A 24,497-nucleotide genomic window follows, 5' to 3' on the forward strand; every position below is an offset into this window, starting at 1 on the left:
GTGGTTCCTAGGCGGCTTTCAGCGCTAATTCACGTGCCAATACTTCGACGATGCGCTCGGCGGCCTTGCCGTCCCACAGGTGCGGGCGGCGGCCCTGCTTGCCTTCGCCGCGCAAGACCTTGCGCGCTTCCAGCATGATCTTCTCGGGATCGGTGCCGGCCAGCACGTTGGAACCCTCGTCGACCGTCACCGGACGCTCGGTATTCTCGCGGATGGTCACGCACGGCACGCCCAGGGCCGTGGTTTCTTCCTGCAGGCCGCCGGAATCGGTCAGCACCACGGCTGCGTCCTTCCACAGGTTGAGGAAGGCCATGTAGGCTTGCGGGCCGGCCAGGGTCACGTTCGGTCCCAGGTCGATGCCGAATTTTTCGATGTTGGCGCGGGTGCGCGGGTGCACCGGGAAGATCAGCGGCAGTTCGCTTGCGATTTCCTTCAGGGCGCCGGCGATGCGGGCGAACATGACCGGGTCGTCGACATTGCTCGGGCGGTGCATGGTGACGACGCCGTAGCGTCCACCGTTTTGCTGCGCCGTTGCTTTGAACGCGGCGGTCTCGAAGCCGGAGGTATCGGCGTGGGTGAGCTTGTCCGCCTGGAACAGCACATTGTCGACCATCACGTGGCCGACGTAGTGCACCGCCGAATCGGGCTTGCCTTCGCGCTTGAGGTGTTCGAGCGCCGCCGGTTCGGTGACGAAGAACCAGTCGGAAATGCTGTCGGTCACCAGGCGGTTGATTTCCTCGGGCATCGACATGTCGCCGCTGCGCAGGCCGGCCTCGACGTGGGCGACCGGGATGTTGAGTTTCTTGGCGACGATCGAGCAGGCCAGCGTGGAGTTGACGTCGCCCACGACCAGCACGGCGGCCGGACGTTCGGCCATGCACAACTCTTCGAAGCCGACCATGATTTTTGCCGTCTGCTGGGCATGGCTGCCGCCGCCGGCGGCCATGAAGACGTCCGGTTGCGGAATGCCGAGTTCCTCGAAGAAGACGTCGTTCATCTCGCGGTCATAGTGCTGACCGGTGTGGATGATCTTGAACGACAGTGCCGACTGCGCCTGCAGCGCACGCACGATCGGCGCGATCTTCATGAAATTGGGCCTCGCGCCCGCGACCAGATAAATGAGCATGTTCAGACTTCCCTATACCGCTGTAATAATTATGGAAAACGGACAACATTAAAAAAACGTTATTGTAAACCTGCATTCCACCGGAACGGCGGACGATACGGTTGAGATACGCAGCACGTCGCTCGGCTCCTTCGATTCGTAGCAGCGCGAATACCAGCCCAGCGGCGGGTTCTCGGCGCCGCGTACCAGTTCGAGCTTCAGGTCGGCGCCGGTGGCGTGCATCTGCAGCGCGAAGCGCTTGCCGCGCACGTGCAGGCCGGTGCTGGTCAGGCGCACGTTCAATTCCGGCGCAAAGTGCCAGAACAGTTCGAGCGGATGGGCCCGTTTCGCGGCCACCTCGTCGCGCACGACGAGTGTGCTGCTGGCGGCGTCGTAACGCACGCTGCGCAGGTGGCGCACCGGATCCGCAAAGCGCGTATAGCCGTCGTGCGAGCCGCGGAAATCGAATTCATGGGGCGAAGCCGGCATGCGCTCGATGGCCGCGCGCGCCTTGCGCAGCCACATGAAGCGCCCGCCCGAGACCGACTGGTCGCGCCCGTCCACGCGCACCGTGTTGTGGGCCGAGGTGCCGCGGAAATAATCGCGCCACTTCTGTTCCTGCCAGTACGAATAGGTGCCCGGATCGACCAGCACTTGCTCCCCGGCCACCGACAGCGTCATCGACAGCGCGTCGGCATGGCCGTGCGCCGCGATGCCGAGGTAGCCGAGCGGGCCGCAATCGAGCATGCCCTTGATTTCGTTCTCTTCGCCGAAATGCGAGCCGAACAGCAGGTAGCCGCCGTCGGGGAAGGACCAGCCCGTGTCGGACTCGTGCGGGTCGGCATCGGGCCGCTTGCCGGGCAGCGCATGCAGCAGCCAGCGCACGCCCGGGTGATCGGACGGCTGGCCGCCGAACACGGTTTCGCCCAGGGCCAGCAGCTGCGCCGCGCGGTCGCTGCCGGCGGCATCGAGGCGGAACACGCTGCCGTCGTCGCTGTCGCCGACCATCGGCACGTGGCCGCCGACGTCGCGCACCGAGCGCAGGAAACGCAGCGCGCGCTGCAGCACGCTCCAGTAGGTGCGCGAAAACGCCACGTCGCAGGCCTGGCCCACCAGTCCCGCCACGAACAGGAACTCGGCCGAGAACACGTGGTAGCCAAAGGCTTGCTCGCGGTTGACGCCGTCGAGCGAATACTGCAGGCGCGCCTGCTGCTCGAGTTCGCGCCGCGCCTGTTCCATCCAGGCGCCCGACGCCTTCCAGCAGGGCCAGACCGAGCTCGCCACGAACAGGCCGGCCAGTTCGCCGATCAGGTGGTTGTTGGCCGAGGAGTGGCGCGACAGGTTGCGCGAGATGGTGCGGCAATGGGCGTGGATGCTATCCAACCAGTCGGTGCGCAGGCGCTGGCCCGATTCGCCGGCAAACAGCGTGCTCGCCTCGCCGCCCACCAGTTGCCACAGCAGCGCCCAGTTGATCAGGCGGATGCCCAGCTCCATCGGGCTGGTCCAGTTGGGGCCGTTCAGCGGCGGACACTGGTCGAGCCAGCTGCGCAGCTGCTGCTCGAGCGCATGCAGCCAGCGCACGTCGCCGCTGACGCTCCAGGCTTGCGCCAGGCGCACGAGGTGCAGGTGGCGGTTCAGTTCCCAGACGTGCTTGATGTCGCCAACCAGTTCCGGGTTGTCGATGGCGATGTCGCCGGCAAACACCGAGGGGCCGGTGACGCCGCTGTCCGGGTCGCGGTTCCAGACGGTCGGCACGCCGACGTCGAAACTGCGGTCGGCGAACAGCACGACGTGGCCGGCGCAGATGCGGTCGGCTTCGGCCAGCAGGGCGTCGACCTGGGCCAGGCCCAGCGCCGGGGCGCCGCGGACGTTGAAGCTGCGTGTGCGCGGCAAGGCCGCTGCCGTGGCTGTTGTTGGCGATACGGCACGCAAGGCGGCCCCACGGGCCATTTTCGTGCGTGCCATCCGGCGCACGCGGTAGCCGATCTCGGCCACCGACATGCAGCGCAGACGATTCACCCACCAAACCATGCGTACTGTAGCACTCATCGATTCCCCACCAGGTCGTTGTAGATCGCAGCCAGCCGGCCGCATACCGCTTCGGTTGAATAGTGCCGCGCCACCGTGGCGCGCGCGCGTTCGCCCAGCCTTTGCCGCAGGCCGGCATCCGCCAGCATACTTGCCAATGCGGCAGCGAGCGCGGCGCTATCGTGCGCGGGTACCAGCAAGCCGTTCTCGCCGCCGCGCAGGGCATCGGGAATCCCGCCGACGGCGCTCGCCACCACGGCCTTGCCGGCCGCCATGGCTTCCAGCAATGCCATCGGCAAGCCTTCGGCGTGCGAGGGCAGGCAGAACACGCTCGCCCGTGCCAGTTGCGCGGTGCGGGCGGCGGCGTCGAGCCAGCCGGTCAACGTGACCCGCCCCTCGATGCCGCGTTCGAGCGCGGCGCGGCGCCAGGCGTCCAGGTCGCCATTGCCGGCCAGCACCAGGTGCAGTTCCGGAAAACGCGGCGCCAGCAGCGCAATGGCGTCGAGCAACTCGGCCACGCCCTTGGCGGCCTCGACGCGGCCGAGGAACAGGATGCGGCCCGGCTCGGCGTTTTGACCCGTGCTTGCCGGCAGCGGCACCGCGTTCGGCACCACCGTCACGCGCGCACGCGGGGCGAAGCCGCGCAGAAAGCCGGCCCAGCCTTCGGTGAGGGCGATCACGAGCGAGCTGCGCTCGAGCGTATGGCGGATCCAGCGCCGCATCAGGGCGCCCGATTCATGGGTGGCGAACTGGCGGAAACCGCCGCCGTGCAGGTGGAAAATGGTCTGGCAGCCGGCGCAGCGCGCCAGCCACAGCAGCAGCGACTTGCGCGCAAAGCTGGCGTGCGAGGCCGCATGCGCGTGCACGATGGCCGGGCGCCGAAACAGGCAAGCCTGCAAGGTTTGCCAGCCACCGCGCGCCGCCGCTGCCAGCTTGGCCAGCGGGCGGCCTTCGCGGTGGGTGCTGACGTAGCGCACCTGCGCCCGCTCGAACAGGCCTTCCGCACGCAATGCCGCCACCAGCGCCGCCACACCACCCCGCCCCTCGGGTGCGGTACCCAGCATCAGGATGCGCGGCGCGCGCGCTTTCATGCGCGAACTCCGGCAGCACGGGGGTCCGACGATCTGGTGGTGGGAGGCGTGTTCACTATTCTTGATAAAGGCACAATATTTCGATCATACATTATCAGTTGCCCTTTCCGCGCACGGTTCAGCCCTCGAGCGCGATAAATTCGAACTTTCCGTTGGGTCCGCGTGCAATTGCCGTAACCCGCTCCACCCCTACCTCCACGCCGGGCACGCGCAGCAGGAAGGCAGCGATCAAATCGGCCTCGTGCGCGGGCGTAAAGCCTGGGGTGGCGACGATGCGCAAGCGGAAACGGCCGTCGTTCCCATACAACACCTGGCCCTCGATCAGGTGCCGGTCATGCCCCTGGAACACACGGTCGAGGCGTGTCACGATGCGCCCGTCCGGCAAATGGATGCTGCGTTCCTGGCGCCCGATCACCCTGGCCACGGTCGGAAACACGCGGCCGCAGGCGCACGGCCGGCCATCGCCCGGCACGACGCGGTCGCCGGTGCGGTAGCGCGCCAGCGGCATGGCCGGGTTGTTCAGCGTGGTGCCGACGAGCTCATACGTACCGTCCGCGCCGGCCAGCAGCTCGACGCCGCCGTAATCGGTCAGCACGTGGTAACTGCCCGCCTCGCAGGTGCCGATCGCCACGACCCGCTCGGCCTGTCCGTACCAGTCGAACACGCGCACTCCGAAGCTGCGCTCGACCAGCGTGCGCACGCCGGGCTCGAGCGTTTCCGACGAGGTCAGCACGCCGCGCAGCGCCCGTCCCCGGTAACGCCGGCCGTGCGCATCGAGCCAGGCGGCCAGCGCCGCCACCGACGACGGGTAGGCATGCAGCACGACCGGGTCGTAGGCTTCCAGCGCATCGACATAGGCGCCGATGGTCGCTTCCGACAGATGATACGAAGACATCAGCAGCATCCTTCCCCAGCGGTCGTGGCACCAGTAGCGCCCGTCCGGCGGGCGGTCGGCACAGACGATGTCGCCGCGGATCCAGGCGCGCCGCTCGCCCGGGCGCCAGCCGATCCAGCGCAGCTGGCGCTGCACGAAGCCCTCTTCGCGGATGACGGCGCCCAGGGTCTGCACCAGCGACAGCGGCGTGCCCGAGGTGCCGCTGGTGCGAATCGTCGCGCGCAGGGGCGAACCGGGCGTGCGCGGCCGCAGGAAGCGTTCCGGGTGCTCGCGCAGCATGGTCTTGGTCGTGAACGGACCGTGCGCGCCCTGCGAGTCGTGCGTATCAGCAAGGCGCAGCCGGGTGCCGTCCGCCGCGACGGCGACGCCCAGGCGCCGCGCGCGCTCGGCAATGTACCGATTCAAGTCTTCGGCCGAACGCTCGTGGCGTGCCAGGCGCGGGTAGACCAGCAAGCGGCCCCACAGGCCGCGCAGCAGCGTGCGCGCGAACGAGCGCAGCGTGGCTTTCAGCGACCGGGTCCACATGGCGCCAGGATGCGCTGGTAGGCACGGGCGACGCCCTGCGCCAGGACGCCGTAGGTGCGGTGCGCCGCTACCCAGGGTGGGCCGCGGCTGGCACAGCGTGCGGCAAGTTCGGGTTCGCGCAGCAGGCGCAAGGTGGCGGCGGCAAACGCTTCGGCCTGCATCGGCACGCACAGGCCGGCGCCGCTGTCTTCGATCACGCGCTGCTGGTCGGGGATGTCGTTGGCCACGCCGGGAATGCCAAGGGCCAGGTATTCGACCAGCTTGGTCGGCGACGAGACGTCGAACAGCGCCCCGCGCGGAATCGGCGACAGGCCCACTTCGGCACGCACCGCATAGCCGAGCGCATCCGCCTGCTGCAGCCAGCCGGTCAGCAGCACGTGGTGAGACAGGCCGCGCGTCGCGATGGCGGTGCGCATCCAGATCATTTCGTCCGTCGAGGGCGCTTCGCCGGCGATCACCAGCAAGGCTTCGGGCAGTTGCGCGCGCAGGCAGGCGATTACGTCGAGCAGGAAGTCGGAGCGGCGCGACTGCGCCACGCGCCCCAGGTAGAGTACGACACGCCGGCCGGCCAGGCGCGGATCGCGGCTGGGGACGATGGCGGCGCGGTCGAACACGGCGGCGTCGACGCCCATCGGCACCGGCGTCATGCGCTCGAAGGCGATGCCGCGCCGGGCGAGCCAGTCGCGCATCGCGTCGCTCTGGACGAACACGTGGTCGGCGCGCGGCAGCACCAGCCGATAAACGACAGGACGCGCGAGCGCGGCGCGCAGCGCATGCCCAAGCCAGGCCACCCAACGGCGCTGCTCCGCCATGGCGGCGCGGCGCGTTTCAAAACCTTCGACGATCGGAAACGACATCCAGTAGACGAACGGGATGCGCCGCAGGCGCGCTGCAAGCAGGCCCAGCAGCGCGCTGGCGACCTTGTCGCGCACCTGGATGCAGTCGGGACGCTCGCGGCGCCAGGCGCGCAGCAGGCCGAGCGCATCCCACAGCGGCGCGAGCAGGCTGGCGAAGCGGTTTTTCAGGCTGCCGACGACGTGCATGCCGCCGCCATCCCAGGGTTTGCCTCCCGCTTCCCCGCCCTGCCCCACCAGCTCGGTGAACACGCCGTGGCGCGGCATCTCGGCGCCGAACAGGGTCGCGACGTCGGCGCGCAGCGGCGGCAGCGGGTCGCGGACGATGAAGGCAATCGAGAACGAGCGGGTGCGCATGGGAGCCTGTCGAGGTGTCGCGTCGATACTAGCGCAGGCCTTGCGAAATCCGGCCCGCCGCGGGGCAAGCGCGCGGGGCGCGCGATTGAGGGCGATCAAGGAGGGGTGGCTGGCTACTGCTTTCTCACCCTGCAGGCTGCCCGTATCCGTGCCGGCCGCATTGTCGCGATCCGTAGGGTGGACTCCCGAGTCCACGCGTTGCAGCATATGCATCACGAAAGCGCCGCGTAACCCCGAAGCGCATGCGTAAAGGTTCTCCCGAGCGCCGGGATATGCAAAGGTGCGAACGCGTGGACTCGGGAGTCCACCCTACGATTAACGAAATTCGGACAGTGCGGCAAGGCTTGGCGCAGGGAGACTGTTCGCTTGGGCTCGACTGAACGGTATGACAGTTACTGCTGTTTCTCCCCGCCCCCCTGCAGGCTGCCCGTATCCGAGGCAGCCTCATCGAGCCGCGCCCGCAACCCATCGCTGCTGCCACTCTCCAACTTGCGGCAGAAATGGGCGCCGGAAGCACACACCCGCTCGACATCGGCCTCGACCAGCACCTGCGGGCTACGCATGCTGCCGTCCGGCCACTGCACATAGCGGTAGTTGCGCCCCAGGACGCGCTGCCGGGCGGACGAGGCCATCACCAGGGTCTGGAAAAACATTTCGTCAGCGCACAACACGGTGCGAAAGAAACGCGCCAGTTCCGGACGGCGCGCGGCCTGCTCGAGCAACTCGGCCAGGCAGGGGCGCGACAGCGTCCACCAGGTCGAGCCGCCCCAGGGTTGCAGGCCGGCGGGGAAGCGGCGCGTGCGCCCCAGCAGGCGCAGGCTGCGGTTGGCCAACGCCAGCACCATACGCAGCGGCAAGGCGCTGCCCTCCCGATAAAAATATTCGTAGCGGTAATTGGCCGCCCAGCCCTGCGGGCCGAGCGGCACGGTGTCGATCAGTTCGACACCCGCGAGCGCCGCCAGGGCTTTCTTGAGGGCGGCATTCGACAGCAGCGGATAATCCTGGGCCGACAGAAACAGCAGCTTGTCGAAGGCGGCTTCGCGCGCGAGCACGTGGCGCACCGAGGCCAGTGTCGCTTCCACCTGGCTGAACGCGCCCCAGCGCACGTCGCGGCGTGGCCGGATCTGGTGCGCACGCGCATCGACCCGGGCCGGATCGACGTTCCACTTGCGGTCGAGATGGACGTAGAGAATAAAGTCCGGATCGGCCAGCCTCGCCAGCAGCGCATTGAGCTGGGCGAGGTCCTTGTGCGCATGGATCAGGAATACCTGTTTCATCGCCTCCACCATCGAGCGCAAAAAAACGTCCCCGGAGCACGCGGGCCGCGGGGACGTTTTTGATCACACGCCGCTGCACCGGTCAGGCGCACCGACTATAGCGTAGGCTGGCAGCCCACCCGCGTTCAGTTCAGCGTGACACTTTGCCCCGCAACAGTGACGGTACGCACGGTGCCGGATGTACTGACCTTGACTTCCGGCCGCTTGCAGCCGACGTCGAGCAGCACCAGGAATTCGGCGACCGACTTGCCGTCGTTCGGCAGGTAGAAGGCACCATGGTCTTCGACCACGTTGGCCTTGGCGCCCGGCCCGATCCACTGCTTGAAGCTGGCGTCGCCGTTGAGCGAACGCACGCACACCGACTGGCCGTTGACGGCGATCTTCACCGCGGCCGGGCTTTCCACCGTCATCGCCACCGGGGCGTGCAGGTTGAATTCATAGGTGTGCGGCACGGTCGCCGACAGGCGGTCGCGCACCAGGATCGCATTATTGGCGTTACGCAGGTGCCAGACCTGGCGCTTGGCCATCGTCAGCTGGCCACCGTAGGCCGCGGTGGCGTCGCCTTCGGCGAAGTCGTAGCTCGGCTGGGCGGCGAAACCGATGATCTTGCCGTTGCGCTGCAGCTGCTCGCGGTAGCCGTTCACCAGCTGGCCCTTGCCGCCATCAAAAGTGATCGCGTTCTGCGAGCGGGTCTGGTGGTACCAGTCGGTCCAGTACGGCGAACCGTACCAGTCGTACCAGCCCGCCTTCACCAGCAGCGGCTGTCCCGCCACCGACAGCAGCAGGCCGTTCTGGTCGCCGTGGCTGTGGTTGAACGAACCGTAGGGGCTGGACTTGAAGAACAGCGAGCTGCGCGCGCTGGTGCCGATGTCGCTGTGCATGGCAACCCAGCCGATGCTCGGGTAATACGCGCTGTTCGACGGCGGCGCCAGGGTCTTGGTGTCGGCCACCGGCATCGGGTACGGCGCCTGCAGCAGCGACAGCGTGTCTTCGGTGCCGCCCAGTTTCGAAACGTACCAGGCTGCGCGCGGCGACACCATGCGCGAACCGAAGGCGTGGAACACGCGGGTGTCGGGCTTGGTTTCCGAACCGTCGCCGAAGGCGTGGATCTTCGAGCCCGGCGGCGTGAACTGGGTGGCGAAGTCGAGGAAGCCGAGCGCCCACGGCTTGGCGTAGAAATTCACGCCGGTCGCCTGGGTCAGCGGGTCCCACAGCTGCACCAGGTAGCCGGCCGCGTATTCGGCATAGGCGGTACCGTTGGCGAAGCCGCCTTCCGGGCCGGCCCATGGCGACGGCGCGTTGGCGTAGGCGCGGAACGAGAAGTCGAACCACTTCTGCGCTTCCGGAATGTCGCCCAGCGACAGCGAGGAAATCAGCACCAGGAACACCAGGCTCGTATTGCCGTGCGAATCGAACGGGTACTGGTCGAGGCGGCCATTGTCGCCGGCCAGGTTGCGGTAGATTTCCTCGGTGCGCACGCGCACCGTTTCCAGCCAGCGCGCCTTGCGCGAGCCGTCGAGGTCGCCGGCGAGCGAGTCGACCGCCTTGATCAGCGACACCGAGATCTGGCGCGTCGCCTGGTCCTGGTTGGCATAGCTGGTCGGGCCTTTCGGGTCGAGGCTGGCCAACTGGTCGCCCTTGCGTAGTGCTTCGTTCAGGAACAGCGGATCGCGCTTCATGCGCCACATCGCCGCGGCCGCTTCCAATTGGCGGCTCGCTTCGTTGATGCGCTGGCGGATGTCGGTCTGCTGCGAGGCCATGGCGGCCGTCAGCGGCGTGGCGATCGTGATCGGCCAGCGCGCATCGTTCAGCGCCGGCAAGGCATTGATCTGCAGCTTGATCTCGTTGGTCATGCGGCTGACGTAGGGATCGAGCTCGGCCTTCTTGCCCGCGCTCCAGGTCGAATACAGGGTGAACGAGGGCGGCAAGGCGCGCGGACGCGCCTTGGCGGCGATGCGCGTGCGCAGCGTGGCGTTGTCCGGCACTTCGAACACGGTCGAGCGCGCCGTCAGCGAGAAGCTGCGCGGCGTCGACCAGTCGCCGCCGCCGCTCGGGCGTACGCGCCAGGTGTAATTACCGAGCGGCAGCGCCTTGGCCGGCAGGTACCAGTTGCGCTCGACGACGGCGACGGTCGGGGCGCCGCCGGCGGGGGTGATTTCGATGTCATACGCGGCCGGTCCGGCCGGGTGGCGCGCCCAGGTGAAGCCCGGCGGATTCTGCGCCTGGACGGCGCCGCCCGCCGGACCCGGCTGGACGATCAGCGGATCGGTTGCCTGGGCCCAGTCCGCGTGCGCATTCAGGGACAGCGCACACAGCGACGCCAGGGCAAGGGCCTGGACCAGGCCCCGAAGATGGGATTTCATGAATGATGCTCCGAGAACGATGGATGAGTGCGGCGGACCTGCCAACGCGACCGGCTGGCCGTCCGCACACTGCTGGGAACGGCGCCTGGTGCACAACTTATGCAGAGCTCGCCGTTCGAACGAAATGATGTTACCGCAGTAAGAAATTGAACAACGGCAACTTTATTCGCGAACTCATCCTTTTTTCGCTTGCATCACGGAAATCTGACCTCAGAGCAACACAGTTGTTTGCCCTGAATTTCACACTGCTAACCCCTGTGTTTTGTTCACAAAGACAAAGCACCAACAGGCCTTGTCAGCCGGGAATCACGCTTGCCGTTCTCCCAGACTTACGCAAAGCTAAGCATCGTTAACTTTCCGCTGGATTCCTGCTTCGCTGGGGCTGGTTTCGTCCTGCGCTTCACACACAAGGCCAGCGCCTTCCCCTCCACAGGCTGACACGGTGGAACTCACCGCCATATTTCTTAAATTAATTGCTGCGTTGATGTCGCGGTCATGCAGCGCTGCGCATTCAGGGCATGTCCACTGACGGATGGCCAGGCCAAGTGCCTCAAGCTTGCAGCGGCAGCAGGAACAGGTTTTGCTGCTGGGGTACCAGCGGTCGATAACGACTACTTGTCCACCGCGCCGCTGCGTTTTGTACACAAGTTGGCGGCGTAGTTCTGCAAAACCCATGTCGGCAATTGTACGCGACAGGCAGCGGTTGCCGAGCATACCCTTGACGTGCAGGTCCTCGATGCCGATGGTATGAAAACGCCGGACGATACTGGTGCTGAGCTGGTGCAAGCCGTTCGCGCGTACGTTGGCAATCCTGGCGTGCAAACGCGCCAGTCTGGCCTTTGCTTTTTTGCGATTGCAAGAGCCTGTAACCTTGCGCGACAGGCTGCGTGACAAGCGCCGCAATCGATCCAGCAAGGTTCGCAGTGCTTTCGGTCCTGCAACTTTTTCTCCTGTCGACAAGGTGGCCAAGTGCGTCACACCGAAATCGATGCCTACCGCGCCTTGGTTTTTGGCTGGCGGTAGCTGTGCGTTCTCGGTGTCGACGGTGATGCTGGCATACCAGTGGCCGGCCCTTCGCGAGACGGAGGCGGAAACGATCCTTCCCGTGAATCGCAGGATTTCGCGCATTCTCAACCACCCGAGTTTGGGAATACGGATGTGTTTGCCATCGACGCGAAACAGGTCGTTGGTCAAGGTGAAGCGGTCATTGAACCCTTTGCGGCGGAACCTCGGGTAGCGTGCCCGTTTCTCGAAGAAATTCTGGAAGGCGCGGCCAAGTTGGATGATCGCCATCTGCGAGGCATTCTTTGTTACCTCCAGCATCCACGGAAACTGTGCGCGCTTGATGGCGTTCAATTGGCGGCGCAGCGCCGCCTCATTCGGCTTCGGCAAGGCCGGGTCGGCTTTGCATGCTTCGAACTGCCGCTGCCATTCGGCCAGCGCCCAGTTGTAGGCGAAGCGCGCGGTTCCGGCCGCACGCGCCAGATGCGTTGCCTGCACCCTGTTGGGATTGAGCCGGATACGGTGGGCCAGGATCATTGCGCCTCCTTCACCGCTTGTCTGACACCGTCGATGAGCTTCTGGTTCCGATGGCTGCGGCTACCGTAGAGCCGAGCCGAAAACACCGTGATGATCTCCAGCACATCGTTTGCCAGTTCTTCCTCGAAGCTATAGGCAATCGTGCGGTGAAACGCCCGCGCCCCATGGTGCAGTTCGGGACGCAGCGCAGCCAAGTCGTATCGGCGTTGATTACCCTCGGTGCGGATTGGGACCAGTCGTCTGCTGGCCTCTCAGCGCCGCAAGGTGCTGGTTGAGACGCCGAGCGCCTTTGCGGCCGTACCGATGGGTACAATGTTGCTCACAATGCGTAAGACTGCGCATATTTCAACTAAGTTCTTGCTCACTGCTAAAAACCCTGCGCACGCGGTGCATGCGTTTCAGGTAACGCATGCAATACACCGCGAACGCCAGCGGCGCCCGGTGCGCATGGCGCTTGCGCACCCGGAATTCCTCGGCGCGGGCGCACACCTTGTTGCGCGTCGAGATGCTGCCGGCATGCTCGCGAAACACAGCCAGGGTCGCGTCCAGCTGGACCGGCGGTGCGGCGGCGGCCAAGCGCAGCCAGAGGTCGATGTCCATCGCATAGCGCAGACCCGGGTCGAAGCCGCCGACGCGCCCGAACCATTCGCGCCGCACGAACGTGGCCGGATGGGGAATCGTCGCCTGCCCTGCCGCGTAGGCTGCGTAGCTGAAGGGATGCAGCGGGTATGGCGGCAGCAGGCGTCCTTCCTTCAACACCTGGATCTTGCCGACTACCCAGGCCGCGCCGCTGGCTTCGAAGGCGTGCGCCACCTGCGCCAGCACCTCGGGACCGGCGTAATAGTCGTCCGCATGCAGGTGGGCGACAATGTCGCCGCGCGCGGCTTCGATGCCGCGGTTCATGGCGCGGCTGATGCCGCCGCCGACGTCGTGCAGGATGCGCTTGTCGGCGTCATAGGCGGCGAGCATGTCGAGGGTGCCGTCGCGCGAGCCGCCGTCGACGAAGATATGCTCGAAGTCGCGCCAGGTCTGGGCCTGCAGCGAAGCCAGCGTGTCGCCCAGAGTGGCGGCGCTGTTCCAGGTGCAGGTGACGATTGAAAATCGCGGTTCATTCTTCATACAGGTCCACCAGGCGGTCGAGGATGTGGGCGGCGTCGGCGCCGAAGGTATTGCCGGGCGGCGGCGGTTGCGGCGGCGTCTCCAGCGTCGTGCACAGGCGCGCGACCAGCTCCGGCATGCTGTCGGCCAGGCGCAGCTGTCCGGGGTATTGCTGGTAGCTGGCCAGTTCCGGCGTGCCGCCGCGTGCCAGCGCCAGCACCGGCTTGCCCAGCGCCAGCGCTTCGAGCACGGTGGTACTGCACGCCTCCTCGCAGGTCGAGGGCACCACGCAGGCGTGGCTGCGCGCCGCCAGCGCGAGCGCCGCCGAATACGGTTGCCAGCCGAGAAAGCGCACCGCGGGCGCCGCAAAACGTGCTTCCAGCGGCGCGCATTCGGGGCCGTCGCCGGCGATGCTGATACGGGCATGGGCCGGCAGGCGTCCACTGGCGGCGGCCAGGAATTCGCCAAAACCCTTGCCGGAGTCGATCCGCCCGACCAGCGCCACCTCCCCTGCCCGCGGCAGAGGCGCGGCGGCAGCGACCCGGCGCAGCATGGCGTAATCGACGAAGTTCGGAATCACGCGGCAGCGCCGCAAGTCGGCGCCCGGCACCGCGCGCAGGAACTGGCGGCGCAGGAAATCCGACACGAACACGGTCTTGCGCGCGGCAAAGGCGCGCGCGCTGGCATGGCGGTAGCCGTCCACGGCCAGGCCCGTGACCGCACGGCGCAGTGCGCCGGCATCGCGCCGGATGCAGGCCGCACAGTCGCGCGGATTGCGCGTGGTGCACACCGCGCCGGCGCGAAAGCGCAGGTGCACCAGGCATTCGCTGCCCTGGTCGTGGCGGGTCTGCACGAAATTGACCTGCGGATCGACGTACAGGCCGACCGCCGGCAAGTGACCGTGGTAATGCACGGCGTCGAAGGCGGCGGCATGGCGCTCGATGGCGGCGGCGATCCGGCGTGCGAAAAACGGCCGCTTCAGCGGATTGAACACGCCCAGCTGCTTTTCCTTCCAGCCCTGGTGGCCGTACCCGAAGCCGGGTTCGAAGCGGCCGGCGAAGCCGATCTGTCCGGCGCCGTCGGGACCACAATCGCTGCGCCCGAGGATGCAGGCGACGTGGCCGCGCGCCAGCAGCGCATTGCCGAGCGTGACCACGTGCTTGCCGAGGCCGCCGACCTGGGCGCCGGGCAAATCTTCCGAAACGAGCAGGATGCGCACGATCACCCTCCCGCCAGCGCCTTGACGCGCGCCCAGGCCCAGCGCCGGTCGCCAGCTTCGGCGATGAACGCCATCCCGAGCAGCGCCAGCAGGCCCGCCGTAGTGGCCAGGATCAGCACGAAGTCCACCACGCCGCGGTCGAACAGATGTTCGGCCAGGGCGGCCACCAGCGCCACCGCCGCCGCCGCGCCCATCCCCGGCAGGTAGGCATGTGTGCACAGGCGCACAAGGCCGGTCGGCACGGTGCGTCCGTGCACCACGACGACGAAGGCCAGCGTGAACACGACCGACGCCGCCAGGTGGCCCCAGGCCGCGCCGACGATGCCCCAGCCGGTCACGCCCAGGTAGACGATGCCGAGCCCGGCCAGCGCCCGCGCCACCGCGAACAGGCCGGACAGGCGCGGATGACCCATGCCGTCGTTCACCAGCGACGGCAGGCTGGTCAGCGAATCGATGAATTGCGCCAGGGCGATCAGCGCCAGCACGGTCGCGCCGTTGCGGGCAAAACCCGGGCCCATCCACAGGACCAGCAAGGGATAGGCAAACACGGCCAGCAGCACCAGCATCGCGGCGTTCAGGTAGACCACGTAGCGCGTCGCCTTGACGTAGGCGCGGTCCAGGCGCGCCAGTTCGCCCCCCGCCGCCAGGGCGCTGGCTGCCGGAAAAAAGATACCCGACAGGCGAAAGGTCAGCCCCAGCACGCGGTTGGCCAGGGTCGAGGCCACCGTGAAATACGCCAGGCCGGTGACGCCGACCAGGGCGCCGATGATCAGCTTGTCCGCGTGCGCATACGACAGGGCCGCGAAGCGCGACAAGAAGGACCAGGCCGAAAAGCCGAGGATGCTCGCGCGCAGGCCGCGGTTCGGCCAGCGCCAGCGCAGTTCCGGCAGCAAGCGGCGGATGCCGCGCCACAGGACCAGGCAATGCACGCTGCTCGCCAGCACGCGCAGCGCGATTATTTCGAACAGGCCAAATCCCATCGACAACACCGCCACCGTCAGCAGCGGCACCAGGGTGCCGAACACCATCTCGATCCGTCCCGACACGTCGAAGCGCATCAGGCCTTGCGGCACGCTGTTGAGGTAGCCCTGCAGCTGGCCGCACAGGAAGCCGAGCGCGGCCAGCCGCAAGCAGTCCACTGCCTCGACGATCAACGCCGGCGGCACCGCGAACACGCGCGTCACCAGCATCTCGGCACCGGCAACAATCCCCAGCGCGCCCGCCACGCCGATCGACAGGTAGACGACCAGGCCGAAGCAAAAGGTCGCGGCCACCTGCCCATGCTCGCCGCGCGCATGCTGGCCAGCCATGAACTTGACCGAGCCGGCGGTGACGTTGATGTCGATGATCGCGAAATAGCCGACGATCGCCGTCACCAGCGCGTACAGTCCGTAGCCGGCCTCGCCCAGCCCGGCCACGACCAGGGGCACGGTCGCCAGCGCCGCCAGTGCCGGCACGGCGGCGCCGAGCAGGTTCGACCAGGCATTGCGGAGCAGGCGCAGGTTCATGGCGAATAGTTGGCGGCATGCATGCTGTGTGCCTCATGCGGGCGCCACGTCGGGACGCAGGCGCAGGCGCGTGCCGCGTTTGGCCGGAGCCGGAACGGCCGCCGCCGCGAGCGCCACATACGGCAGGGCCAGCGCAACGGCCAGCATTTGCGTCGTGCGCACCTGGGGAAACGGCGTGCCGATCAGGACGTCGGGGATCATGAAGGCGACGGCGGCGACGCCGGCCGTGCCCAGGCCCAGCAATTCGGGCGGCAGGATGCGCAAGCTGCGGCGCGCAGCCAGCACAAAGGCCCACACCGTACCCGCCAGCAGCGCGAGGCCGGGCAAGCCTGCCTTCAGCGCCACGTGCAGGATGCCGCTGTGCACGAACAGGCCGCCGTCCGGATTGGCTTGCCAGGAAATCTGCTGGTAGCCGGTGTAGCGGCCCCAGGCGCCGATGCCGGTGAACGGCCGCGCCAGGATGTCGGCCAGCACCAGCTTGAGTTCCAGCACGCGCTCGCTTTCGGGACCGAAGCGGCGCGACTGCATGTCGTAGAGCAGGCTGGCCAGCCCGCCGCTGCTGCCCTTGGCCTGGCCCAGCCGGCTCAGGGCGGCATAGCCGAGCGCGCCGCCCACCAGCGGCAGCGCCGCCAGCGCCAGCTGGATGCGCCGCAGCGGCGGAAAACGCAGCAGCACCACCGCGCAGCCGCACACGAAACCGATCCAGGCGCTGCGCCGGTAGGACAGCACGATGCAGGCCGCCGTCGCCAGCAGGGTCAGCCATTCGAGGGCACGCCAGACCGGACCGGGTCCGGTCCGCGGGCTCGCCGCCCTGGACGCATGTGCGGCCACAGGCGCGGGGGCAGCCGGACGCGGCCCGAACAAGCCGACGGCGGCGATCGCGCAAGCCATCATGCACAGCAGGCTGTCGTTGATGTCGAAGAAGGTCAGGCGGATGCGGATCGCGTTCATGTTCGCGTACACATTATTCGGGTCGCCGCCAAAGGCCGCCCAGCGTCCCAGGCCGTACAGCGCGCGCACCAGGCCGGCCAGCATGACGAAGCGCGCCAGCTCGATCGCCTCTTCGCGGGTGCGAAATGCCAGCAGCAGTAGCGCCACGAGCGGCCCCATCCAGACGATGTTGGAAAAGCCCGAGGGCGCCAGCGCTTCCCTGGGCGGCACGCCGGCCAGCACCGCCGCGCCGACGTGGGCGCACAGCAGCGCCGCCCAGCCCCAGAACCAGGGCCGCAGGTTACATTCGGGGGCCGCGCCGCGCCGGAACCCGGCCGCGACACGCGCGCAGCACCACACTCCGAGCATGGTCCACAGCACGACCGGGAACAGCAACAGGCCCGAACCTCGGCTGTAGAGGCCGGGCGTGACGAATACGCCCAGGCTGCCGTAGGTGGTCGAGGACATCCAGAAAAAGGCGCACAGATACGGGTAGACCAGCAGGCGCGGCCATACCAGACCGAGCCCGGCGGCCAGCACGCCGGCCAGCGCCAGCAGCACCACGACGGCAAACGGCAGCGAGGTGAAGACATACTGGAGGAAGGCGTCGGCCATGGCGGTCGCTTGCGGCGTCAGCCGGGGCCGCTGCCGATGAGGCGGGTGCGATCGGGAGCGCCGAGCGCGGCCAGCAGTTCGGCGATGAAGCGGTCCTGCACGCGCCAGGCGGCGGGCTCGTCGTTCGAAATGCTCGATACCCGCACCAGCATGCCGTCCGGGATTTCGCCCGACAGGCCATATGCCAGGCGGCGCAGCTTTTGTTCGATGCCGGAACGGGTGGCGTGTTCGCCGATCGTGATCCAGTAGGTGATCGGTTCGTTGCGCTCCTGCTGGCGCGCAACCAGCCGCTGCACCGGCAGCACGCCATAGCGCGTAGCAAGGCGATCGCTGCCGTCGCGCACCAGCTCGAAACCTTGCGCCACGTAGCAGACCTCGGGCAGGTGCAACTGCAGCGCCTTGCTCTGGTCGCCGCCATACGCGATCGACAGCATCACGCGCCGCCCCGCCGCGTCGACATAGGTGCGCGACAGGGTCTGGTCGTAGATCTTTTCCAGCACGCCCTGCTGCTCGGGATTCGGCGTGAGCGGGATGATGTGCGGATCGATGCGCCACGTCGCGAAGCGCGCCGGGATCATCGTTTCCAGGCTGAACGCCGGCTGCGCCGGCACCGCTTTCGGCGACGGTGTCAGCGCGATACTCAAGGCCGAGGCGACGGCCATCGCCACGCCAAGCAGCAGACTGGAGAGGAAGCGCCGGCTCATGATCCCCGCCCTCGCACGCTGCCGCGCCGGCGCGCCATCCATTGCAGGCCGGAGTCGACCGCCAGGATCAGGGCCAGCGCGGTCAGGAACAGCACCATGCCGGCAAAGCCGTGCAGGAAGCCCTGCCCGGCGGCGTCGCCCAGGTAATAGGTGACCAGCGTCAGCACGATCACGCGGATCACGTTGGCCGAGAACGAGATCGGGACGATCAGCAGCGCCAGCCCGACATTGCGAAAGGCCGACGGGTGGCGCATCAGGTTCAGGTAGAACAGCCCCAACGCCTCGAGCGTGAGCAGGGTCTGCAGGCCGGCGCAGGCATCGGCCACCAGCAACTGGTACTGGCCGATCTGCAGGATCACGCCCGAGCGGGCCACCGGATAGCCGGCGGCAAACAGCAGCTGTTCGGTGGCCCAGGACACCGCCATCTTCATCGGCATCGTCACGGCGGCGACGAATTCGCTCGGCAGCGGCACCATGAACAGCATGAAGAAGAAGGGAAACCACAGTACGCGCAATGCCGCCGCGCCGCGCTTGACCAGCACGACGGCGGCCAGGGTCAGGACGATGGCGCCGATCTCGAACATCAGGATGTGCTGGGTGCGTCCCAGCAGGTGCAGCAGCAGGCCGCAGGCCAGCACCGGCCAGCCGGCGGCCGACGCCGCCGCCGGCCCCAGGGCGCGCACCTCGGGCCACTTGCGGTAGATCAGCCACAGGGCCAGGCCGAAGATCATCGGCCCGTGTCCCTGCTCCTCGCCGATCCAGGCACCGCTGAACAGGCTCACAAAAGTAGGCAGGAACAGCACGGCCAGGCCGAGCCAGACCGGCCACCATTCGGGGCCGGCTGCGGCCAGCGCCGCCCCCAGCGTGTCCAGCATGGCGCGGGGCCGCGCGCAGCCGTCGGCCGTGGCCGGGCGCGGGGACCCGGCGCCCGTGCCAATGCCGGCGTCGACACCCGTTTCGACACCCGTTTCGACACCGGTAACGGCGAGGCCGGAGCGTGCGTCCGCGCTCACTAGAACTCCATCACGACGGCGCCGACGACTTCGGCGCCGGCCTCGACCAGTTGTTCGGCCATGTGCGCGACGTCGGCCACGCGCGTATGGTCCTTGCGCGCGGCCAGCAGCACACCGCCGGCCTGCCTGGCCGCGGCCAGCGCGTCGACGCCGGCGCCGAACGGCGCCAGGTCGTAGAGCAGGATGTCGTAGCGGCGTTCCAGCAGCGTGTGCAGGCGGCGGAAGGTATCGCGGCTGAGCAGTTCCTGGGGATTGGGTGGCAGGGTTCCAGCGGGCAGCACCGACAGGTCGACGAAATCGGGCACCCGGTGGACGACGTCGAGGCCGGTGCGTCCGGCCAGCAGGTCGGACAGGCCCTGGCGCGGCTTGAAGCCGAAGATGTCGTGCTGGCGCGGGCCGCGCAGGTTGGCGTCCACCAGCAGCGTCTGCTCGCCGAGCTGCGACAGGACCACCGCAAGGTTGGCGGCGACCAGGGCCGCGCCATCGTCCGGGTCGGCGCCGACGATCGCCAGCGCGCGCCGTCCACGGGCGAACCAGCGCAGCATCAGCTGGCTGCGGATCGCGCGCAGCGCCTCGACCTGGGGCGAAAACGGTTCGTAGGCCGCGACCAGGCGCGCCGAATAGCCGGCCTGCCCGGGCAGTACGTAGGGATAGGCGAACTGGCGCGCCAGCGCCTGGCGGATGTCGTCCTCGCCGACCAGCCCCAGGCGCAGCGCCGCTTCGCCATAGCGGATGCCGAGGTCGCGGTGCATGCGCAGCACGCGCTCGGCATCTTCGCGCGTCAGCTTGCCCGCCTCCAGCAGCAGCACGCCCATGCGGGAGTCGGTCACGTCCACGGCGTCCGTCATATCGGACGCCTCGGGCGGCAACGGCGACAGGATCGGTGAATTCATCGCAACAATCCTTTCAGTGCAGGCGCAAGGGCCGGCGCGGCTTGAACAGCGCCGGCAAGCCGCCGCGGCGCGGCTGCGCGTGCCATTCGATGGTCCCCAGCACGGGAATGCCGAGCAGCTCCTGCACGTCGCCGGCCGAGCGCAGCGGACGCTGCAACAGTTCCAGCAGCAGGGCCAGCCCCAGCCCCAGCACCGTGCCGAGCAGGATCGCCACGAGCGTATTGAGCAGCACGCGCGGCCCGGACGGTTCGGCCGGCGCCACCGCCGGATTCAGGACGGCGATGTCGGATTGTTCCGCCTGCGCTTCGATCCGGGTCTGCGAGAAGCGCCCGCTGGCGGCGTCGAAGGCACGCTGGGCGCTGTCGAGGTCTTTCAGCAGGACGCCGAGTTCGTCGCGCGTGCGGTTCAGTTCGAGCACGCGGGTCTTTTGCGCGGCCAGCGCTTCGCGCAACTGGTCTTCGCGCTGGCGCAGGACTTGCGCGTTGCCGCCGACGCTTTTCGACACCATCCCGAGCGCCGCATTCAGGTCGGCGCGCATCTTCTCGACCTCGGCGCGCGCGGCCAGGTAGTGCGGGTGCCTGGCGCCGTAGCGCGCCGCTCCCTCGGCCAGCCTGGCCTCGGCCGCGGCCAGTCCCACGCGCAGGTTCTGGATCAGCGGATTGTTGGCCACGTCGGGCGAATTGGCGGCGCCCTCGCCCGCCATGCGCTCGCGCGAGGTTGCTTCGAGCGCGGCCGCCTGCGCCGCCACCAGCTGGCTCGACAGGTCGTTCAGGCGCGACAGTTCGACATCGACGCGGTTGTTGTCGAGGCTGACGATGCCCTTTTCCTGCTGGTACTTCGACAGGCGCGCCTGGGCGCTTTCGACGTTGTCGCGCAACTGTTTCGTCTGTTCGTTGAAATACGAGGCGGCCTTTTTCATCGGCTCGGTTTTCAACAGCACGCTGGCGTTCTGGTATTCCTCGGCAAAGGCGTTCGCCACCGCCGCAGAAAACGCCGGGTCGGCGCCCTTGAAGCTGATCTCGACCACGCTCGACTCGCGCGCCGGCTTGATGTCGAGCCGCCTGAGCAGCAGGTCGGCCAGCCAGTCGCGCACCGTACCCTTGCCCTCGGTCGCTTCCTGGAACTGGGCGATGACGGCGGGACTGCTCGCCAGGCGCAGCCGGTCGACCACGCGCAGGGCGACGTTCTTGCTGCTGATGATGTCGATCTGGGTCGCCATGTAGCCGGGCAGCAGTTGGCCGGGCATGGTCAGGCCGGTCAACGGATCGACGCCCTTGTAGTTCAGCAGCACCGAGGCGGTCGCCGTATAGGTCTTGCTCTGGATCAGGCTCCAGCCGAGCGCCAGCAGGATGGTCGCGCACAGGGTCGCGAGGATCAGGCGCCGCCGCGCGCGTAGCAAGGAGAGAAATTGGCGCAGGTTCATGACGGCTCCAATATGCGGGCTCCGATGCGGCTCAGAACCAGCTCTCGCGCACGGTGATCACGTCGTCGACCTGCACCGGATCGCTGGCGCGCGCTTCGAGCGTGACGGCGCGGCCGTCGGACTCGCGCCGGGTGATGCGCATGCCGCTGTCGCTGCCGCGCGGGGTCAGTCCGCCACCGGCCGAGATCGCCTGCTGCACCGTCATGCCGCGCTCGATGCGAAACGCGCCGGGCCGCTGCACTTCGCCGGTGACGTAGGCGCGCGGTGCGCGTTCAACGAAAATGATGTCGCCGCCGGCCACCTCGACATCCTTGTCGAGCTCGCCCTTGCGCACCATGTCGACGATGTCGATCGTTTCGCGTTCGGTCTTGCCGTAGCGCGTGCGTACCAGGCTGATGAGGTCGCCCCCTTCGGCGCTGACGCCGCCCGCCATCGCCAGCAGGTCGAGCACCTTGCGCCGCCCCTCGACCGGATAGCGCCCCGGCCGGTTGACCTGGCCCAGCACCGACACCTGCTGGCTCGCCAGGGTCGTGATCAGCATGTTGACCTGGGCCTGTTTCAGGTAGCCGCCCTTTTCCAGCAAATTGCCGATCTTTTTCTCGGCCGCCGCCACCGACAACCCGCCCACGGCGACCTGTCCCAGCAGCGGGAAGGTGATCGTGCCGCCTTCGCTCACGCGCGTCTCGACCGACAGGTCGGGGCTGCCATACACGGACAGGCGCACCACGTCGCCCGGACCGAGCAGTACTTCGGCCGCCGTCGCAAACCCTGCCCCGAGCACCAGCACGGCGGCGGCAATCCAGTGTCGTAGTGAAGTCATGATCGCTCCTGTCGGTGGGTCCATGTCCGAATTCACTTCAGGCCGGCAACGCCGCGGTCGAGGGCGGCGTTGTCGGGCACGGGCTGGGGCTTGGCGGCTGCGGGTGCGCCGTTCCCTGCCGCCGGCGCTGCCGGTGCTGCCACCGGCACTGCGGATGGCTGCTGGCCGGCGCCCCCCGGCGCACCTGCCGCGCCCTCCGGCCGCGCCGCCGGCGGGCTGTGGGCATCGAGCGCCAGATCCTTGTTCAGGTATTCGATCTTCGCGCCCTGGCGCAAGCGTTCGACCTCGGCCGCCGCCAGTTCCTTGTGCTTGCGGGTGACGAGAAATTGCGCGATCTGCGGCGCGGCGACCGCCAGCGGCAGCGGCGCGTCGCGCACTTCGGCCAGCGCCAGCAACATGGCGCGCTCGCCTTCGCGCACACTGAACAGCTGGCCTTTCGGCATCTCCAGCAGTTTCTTCGCCAGCCCGGCGTTGAGGTCTGCGGTGCTGCGCGTGACCTGGGAACGCCCGTACCGGATGCCGTGGGCATCGAGCCAGACCGCCACTTCCTCGAGCGAACGGGCGCCGTCGGCCGCGGCGCGCACCTCGGGCGTCAGGTCGCGCGCGGCAAGCGTGAGCTGCTCCATGCGGAACTGCTTGCGCTTGTCGAAGTAGTCGGGATGCGCCTTGTAATAGGCCTCGACCTCGCCCGGCGTCGGCGGCGCCACCTTGGCGAGCCGTTTTTGCATGTAGGCCTGGGCCACGATCAGCGAACGGGCCCGCTCGATTGCGCCCATGACTTTCGGGTCGCGGTCGAGTTTTTCGCCGACGGCGGCATGCTCGAGCAGTTCGCGGTCGATCAGCGCCTGCAGCAATTGTTTGCTGGCCTGCTGCTGGCGCGCGGCCGGTACGTTGGCGCGCTGCATTTCCTCGTTCAGTTGCAGCACCGTGATTTCTTCGCCATTCACGTTCGCCAGCGCCTGGCCCGGCCGGGCCGGCGGCGCCTTGTCGCCGCATCCCGCCAGCGCCGCCAGCAGCACGGCCACCGCGGCGGCGCGGCGGCCTGGCCTGTTTCCCGATCCTGCCTTGCGCGCGATAGTCAACATAGGTCCTCGACAATGATGAAAAGCACGGCCTGATCCCGCATCTGGCTGCGCCGTCAGGCCGCCACATCGGTAACCTGCGCCGCAAGAAAAGCCGCATACGCATGGCGCAAGCCGTCGCGCAGCGGCGTGCTGGCGCTCCACCCGAGCGCGCGCAGCTTCGATACGTCGAGCAGCTTGCGCGGCGTTCCGTCCGGCTTGCCGGCATCGAACACGATTCGTCCCTCGAAGCCGACGATCTCGCCCACCATGTGCGCCAGGTCGTGGATGCTGATGTCGACGCCGGTGCCGACGTTGATGTGCGAATGCATCGGCTCGGTGCTGGCCGCATAGGTGCCGTGCGCCAGGCCCATCACGTGGACACTGGCGGCGGCCATGTCGTCAACGTACATGAATTCGCGCATCGGCTTGCCGCTGCCCCAGATGACAACTTCGTCCGCTCCGTTTACTTTGGCGTCGTGGAAGCGCCGCACCAGGGCCGGGATCACATGGCTGTTCTGCGGGTGGTAGTTGTCGCCCGGGCCGTACAGGTTGGTGGGCATGACGCTGCGGAAATCGGTACCGTACTGGCGGTTGTAGCTCTCGCACAGCTTGATGCCCGCGATCTTGGCGACGGCGTAGGGTTCGTTGGTGGGCTCAAGTGCGCCCTCCATCAGGTAATCCTCGCGGATCGGCTGCTGCGCCAGGCGCGGGTAGATGCAAGAAGAGCCCAGGAACAGCAGGCGCGCCACGCCCGCGCGCCAGGCTTCATGCACGACATTCGCCTGCACCATCAGGTTGTCGTAGATGAATTGCGCCGGATAGGTGTTGTTGGCATGGATGCCGCCTACCCTGGCCGCGGCCAGGTAGACCTGGTCGATGCGCTCGGCGAGAAAAAAAGCGCGTACCGCCGGCTGGTCGGTCAGTTCGAGTTCGGCATGGCTACGCGTGACGATGTGGGCGTGGCCGCGGGCACGCAGGGCGCGCACGATGGCCGAGCCGACCAGGCCGCGATGACCGGCCACGTAGATACGGGGTTCTGGATGATTCAAGGTTACCTCCGACCCGGTTGTGATATCGGTTGCCATGCCCATCATCGAATGCATTGCTGTGCAAGCCTACCTGTCGTGTGACGCACATCTCTTGACGGGCATCGCCGTTTTTCAGGGAACCAAAAAC

Annotated in this window: 19 protein-coding genes and 1 pseudogene; all 20 read right to left on the reverse strand. The window is 67.7% G+C overall.

Annotated elements, in window-relative coordinates:
* Window positions 1-7: 7 nt before the first annotated feature.
* The 20 genes and pseudogenes from wecB to fcl all read right to left on the reverse strand — a co-directional run bounded on the left by wecB (window position 8) and on the right by fcl (window position 24,370).
* Window positions 8-1,126, reverse strand: coding sequence for a non-hydrolyzing UDP-N-acetylglucosamine 2-epimerase (wecB, locus tag AC56LG_RS01435; protein WP_497164357.1), 1,119 nt, complete (start codon window positions 1,124-1,126; stop codon window positions 8-10).
* A gap of 48 nt (window positions 1,127-1,174) precedes the next feature.
* Window positions 1,175-3,154, reverse strand: a complete 1,980-nt coding sequence (locus tag AC56LG_RS01440) for a heparinase II/III family protein (protein WP_497164358.1) — start codon at window positions 3,152-3,154, stop codon at window positions 1,175-1,177.
* Complete coding sequence (locus AC56LG_RS01445) at window positions 3,151-4,224, reverse strand: glycosyltransferase family 4 protein (protein ID WP_497164359.1); 1,074 nt, start codon at window positions 4,222-4,224, stop codon at window positions 3,151-3,153. The genes AC56LG_RS01440 and AC56LG_RS01445 overlap by 4 nt, the downstream gene beginning before the upstream one ends.
* A 118-nt stretch (window positions 4,225-4,342) precedes the next feature.
* Window positions 4,343-5,644: a phenylacetate--CoA ligase family protein gene (locus AC56LG_RS01450; RefSeq protein WP_497164360.1), complete on the reverse strand. Its 1,302-nt coding sequence runs from the start codon at window positions 5,642-5,644 to the stop codon at window positions 4,343-4,345.
* Window positions 5,626-6,855, reverse strand: a complete 1,230-nt coding sequence (locus AC56LG_RS01455) for a glycosyltransferase (RefSeq protein ID WP_497164361.1) — start codon at window positions 6,853-6,855, stop codon at window positions 5,626-5,628. Before AC56LG_RS01455 ends, AC56LG_RS01450 begins: the two co-directional genes overlap by 19 nt.
* A 392-nt stretch (window positions 6,856-7,247) precedes the next feature.
* A complete protein-coding gene (locus AC56LG_RS01460; protein WP_497164362.1) occupies window positions 7,248-8,132 on the reverse strand; it encodes a beta-1,6-N-acetylglucosaminyltransferase in 885 nt (294 codons plus the stop codon).
* Window positions 8,133-8,257: 125 nt separating this feature from the next.
* Entirely contained in the window at window positions 8,258-10,495 is a 2,238-nt protein-coding gene (locus tag AC56LG_RS01465; RefSeq protein WP_497164363.1) for a heparinase II/III domain-containing protein, read from the reverse strand.
* Between the two features lie 339 nt (window positions 10,496-10,834).
* Window positions 10,835-12,034, reverse strand: a complete 1,200-nt coding sequence (locus AC56LG_RS01470) for an RNA-guided endonuclease InsQ/TnpB family protein (RefSeq protein WP_497164364.1) — start codon at window positions 12,032-12,034, stop codon at window positions 10,835-10,837.
* Window positions 12,031-12,162 (reverse strand): annotated as a pseudogene (locus tag AC56LG_RS01475) (IS607 family transposase); the annotation flags it as partial. The gene AC56LG_RS01470 and the pseudogene AC56LG_RS01475, both read right to left, overlap by 4 nt.
* A 217-nt stretch (window positions 12,163-12,379) precedes the next feature.
* Window positions 12,380-13,153: a glycosyltransferase family 2 protein gene (locus AC56LG_RS01480; RefSeq protein ID WP_497164365.1), complete on the reverse strand. Its 774-nt coding sequence runs from the start codon at window positions 13,151-13,153 to the stop codon at window positions 12,380-12,382.
* Window positions 13,143-14,351, reverse strand: coding sequence for a glycosyltransferase family 4 protein (locus AC56LG_RS01485; RefSeq protein ID WP_497164366.1), 1,209 nt, complete (start codon window positions 14,349-14,351; stop codon window positions 13,143-13,145). The genes AC56LG_RS01480 and AC56LG_RS01485 overlap by 11 nt, the downstream gene beginning before the upstream one ends.
* 2 nt (window positions 14,352-14,353) lie before the next feature.
* Window positions 14,354-15,859 carry an oligosaccharide flippase family protein gene (locus AC56LG_RS01490; RefSeq protein WP_497164367.1) on the reverse strand — a complete coding sequence of 502 codons (1,506 nt, stop codon included), beginning with the start codon at window positions 15,857-15,859 and terminating at the stop codon, window positions 14,354-14,356.
* A 33-nt stretch (window positions 15,860-15,892) separates the two neighbouring features.
* On the reverse strand, window positions 15,893-17,404 hold the full coding sequence (locus AC56LG_RS01495; protein ID WP_497164368.1) for an O-antigen ligase family protein: 1,512 nt from the start codon (window positions 17,402-17,404) through the stop codon (window positions 15,893-15,895).
* A gap of 17 nt (window positions 17,405-17,421) precedes the next feature.
* The gene (gene epsI, locus AC56LG_RS01500) at window positions 17,422-18,108 is read right to left on the reverse strand and encodes an exosortase-associated protein EpsI, B-type (RefSeq protein ID WP_497164369.1); all 687 of its coding nucleotides are present in this window, start codon (window positions 18,106-18,108) and stop codon (window positions 17,422-17,424) included.
* Window positions 18,105-19,121 carry an exosortase B gene (xrtB, locus tag AC56LG_RS01505; protein WP_497164370.1) on the reverse strand — a complete coding sequence of 339 codons (1,017 nt, stop codon included), beginning with the start codon at window positions 19,119-19,121 and terminating at the stop codon, window positions 18,105-18,107. Before xrtB ends, epsI begins: the two co-directional genes overlap by 4 nt.
* Window positions 19,121-20,014 (reverse strand): chain length determinant protein tyrosine kinase EpsG, encoded by an 894-nt coding sequence (gene epsG, locus AC56LG_RS01510; RefSeq protein WP_497164371.1) that lies wholly within the window; start codon window positions 20,012-20,014, stop codon window positions 19,121-19,123. Before epsG ends, xrtB begins: the two co-directional genes overlap by 1 nt.
* Before the next feature lie 13 nt (window positions 20,015-20,027).
* On the reverse strand, window positions 20,028-21,437 hold the full coding sequence (gene epsF, locus AC56LG_RS01515; RefSeq protein WP_497164372.1) for a chain length determinant protein EpsF: 1,410 nt from the start codon (window positions 21,435-21,437) through the stop codon (window positions 20,028-20,030).
* A 31-nt stretch (window positions 21,438-21,468) separates the two neighbouring features.
* Window positions 21,469-22,257, reverse strand: coding sequence for a polysaccharide export protein EpsE (epsE, locus tag AC56LG_RS01520; RefSeq protein ID WP_497164373.1), 789 nt, complete (start codon window positions 22,255-22,257; stop codon window positions 21,469-21,471).
* A 32-nt stretch (window positions 22,258-22,289) separates the two neighbouring features.
* A complete protein-coding gene (locus AC56LG_RS01525) occupies window positions 22,290-23,342 on the reverse strand; it encodes an EpsD family peptidyl-prolyl cis-trans isomerase (protein ID WP_497164374.1) in 1,053 nt (350 codons plus the stop codon).
* 53 nt (window positions 23,343-23,395) lie between these two features.
* The gene (fcl, locus tag AC56LG_RS01530) at window positions 23,396-24,370 is read right to left on the reverse strand and encodes a GDP-L-fucose synthase (protein WP_497164375.1); all 975 of its coding nucleotides are present in this window, start codon (window positions 24,368-24,370) and stop codon (window positions 23,396-23,398) included.
* Window positions 24,371-24,497 lie beyond the last annotated feature (127 nt).

The sequence above is a fragment of the Telluria sp. ZB2R32 genome (assembly GCF_059685715.1).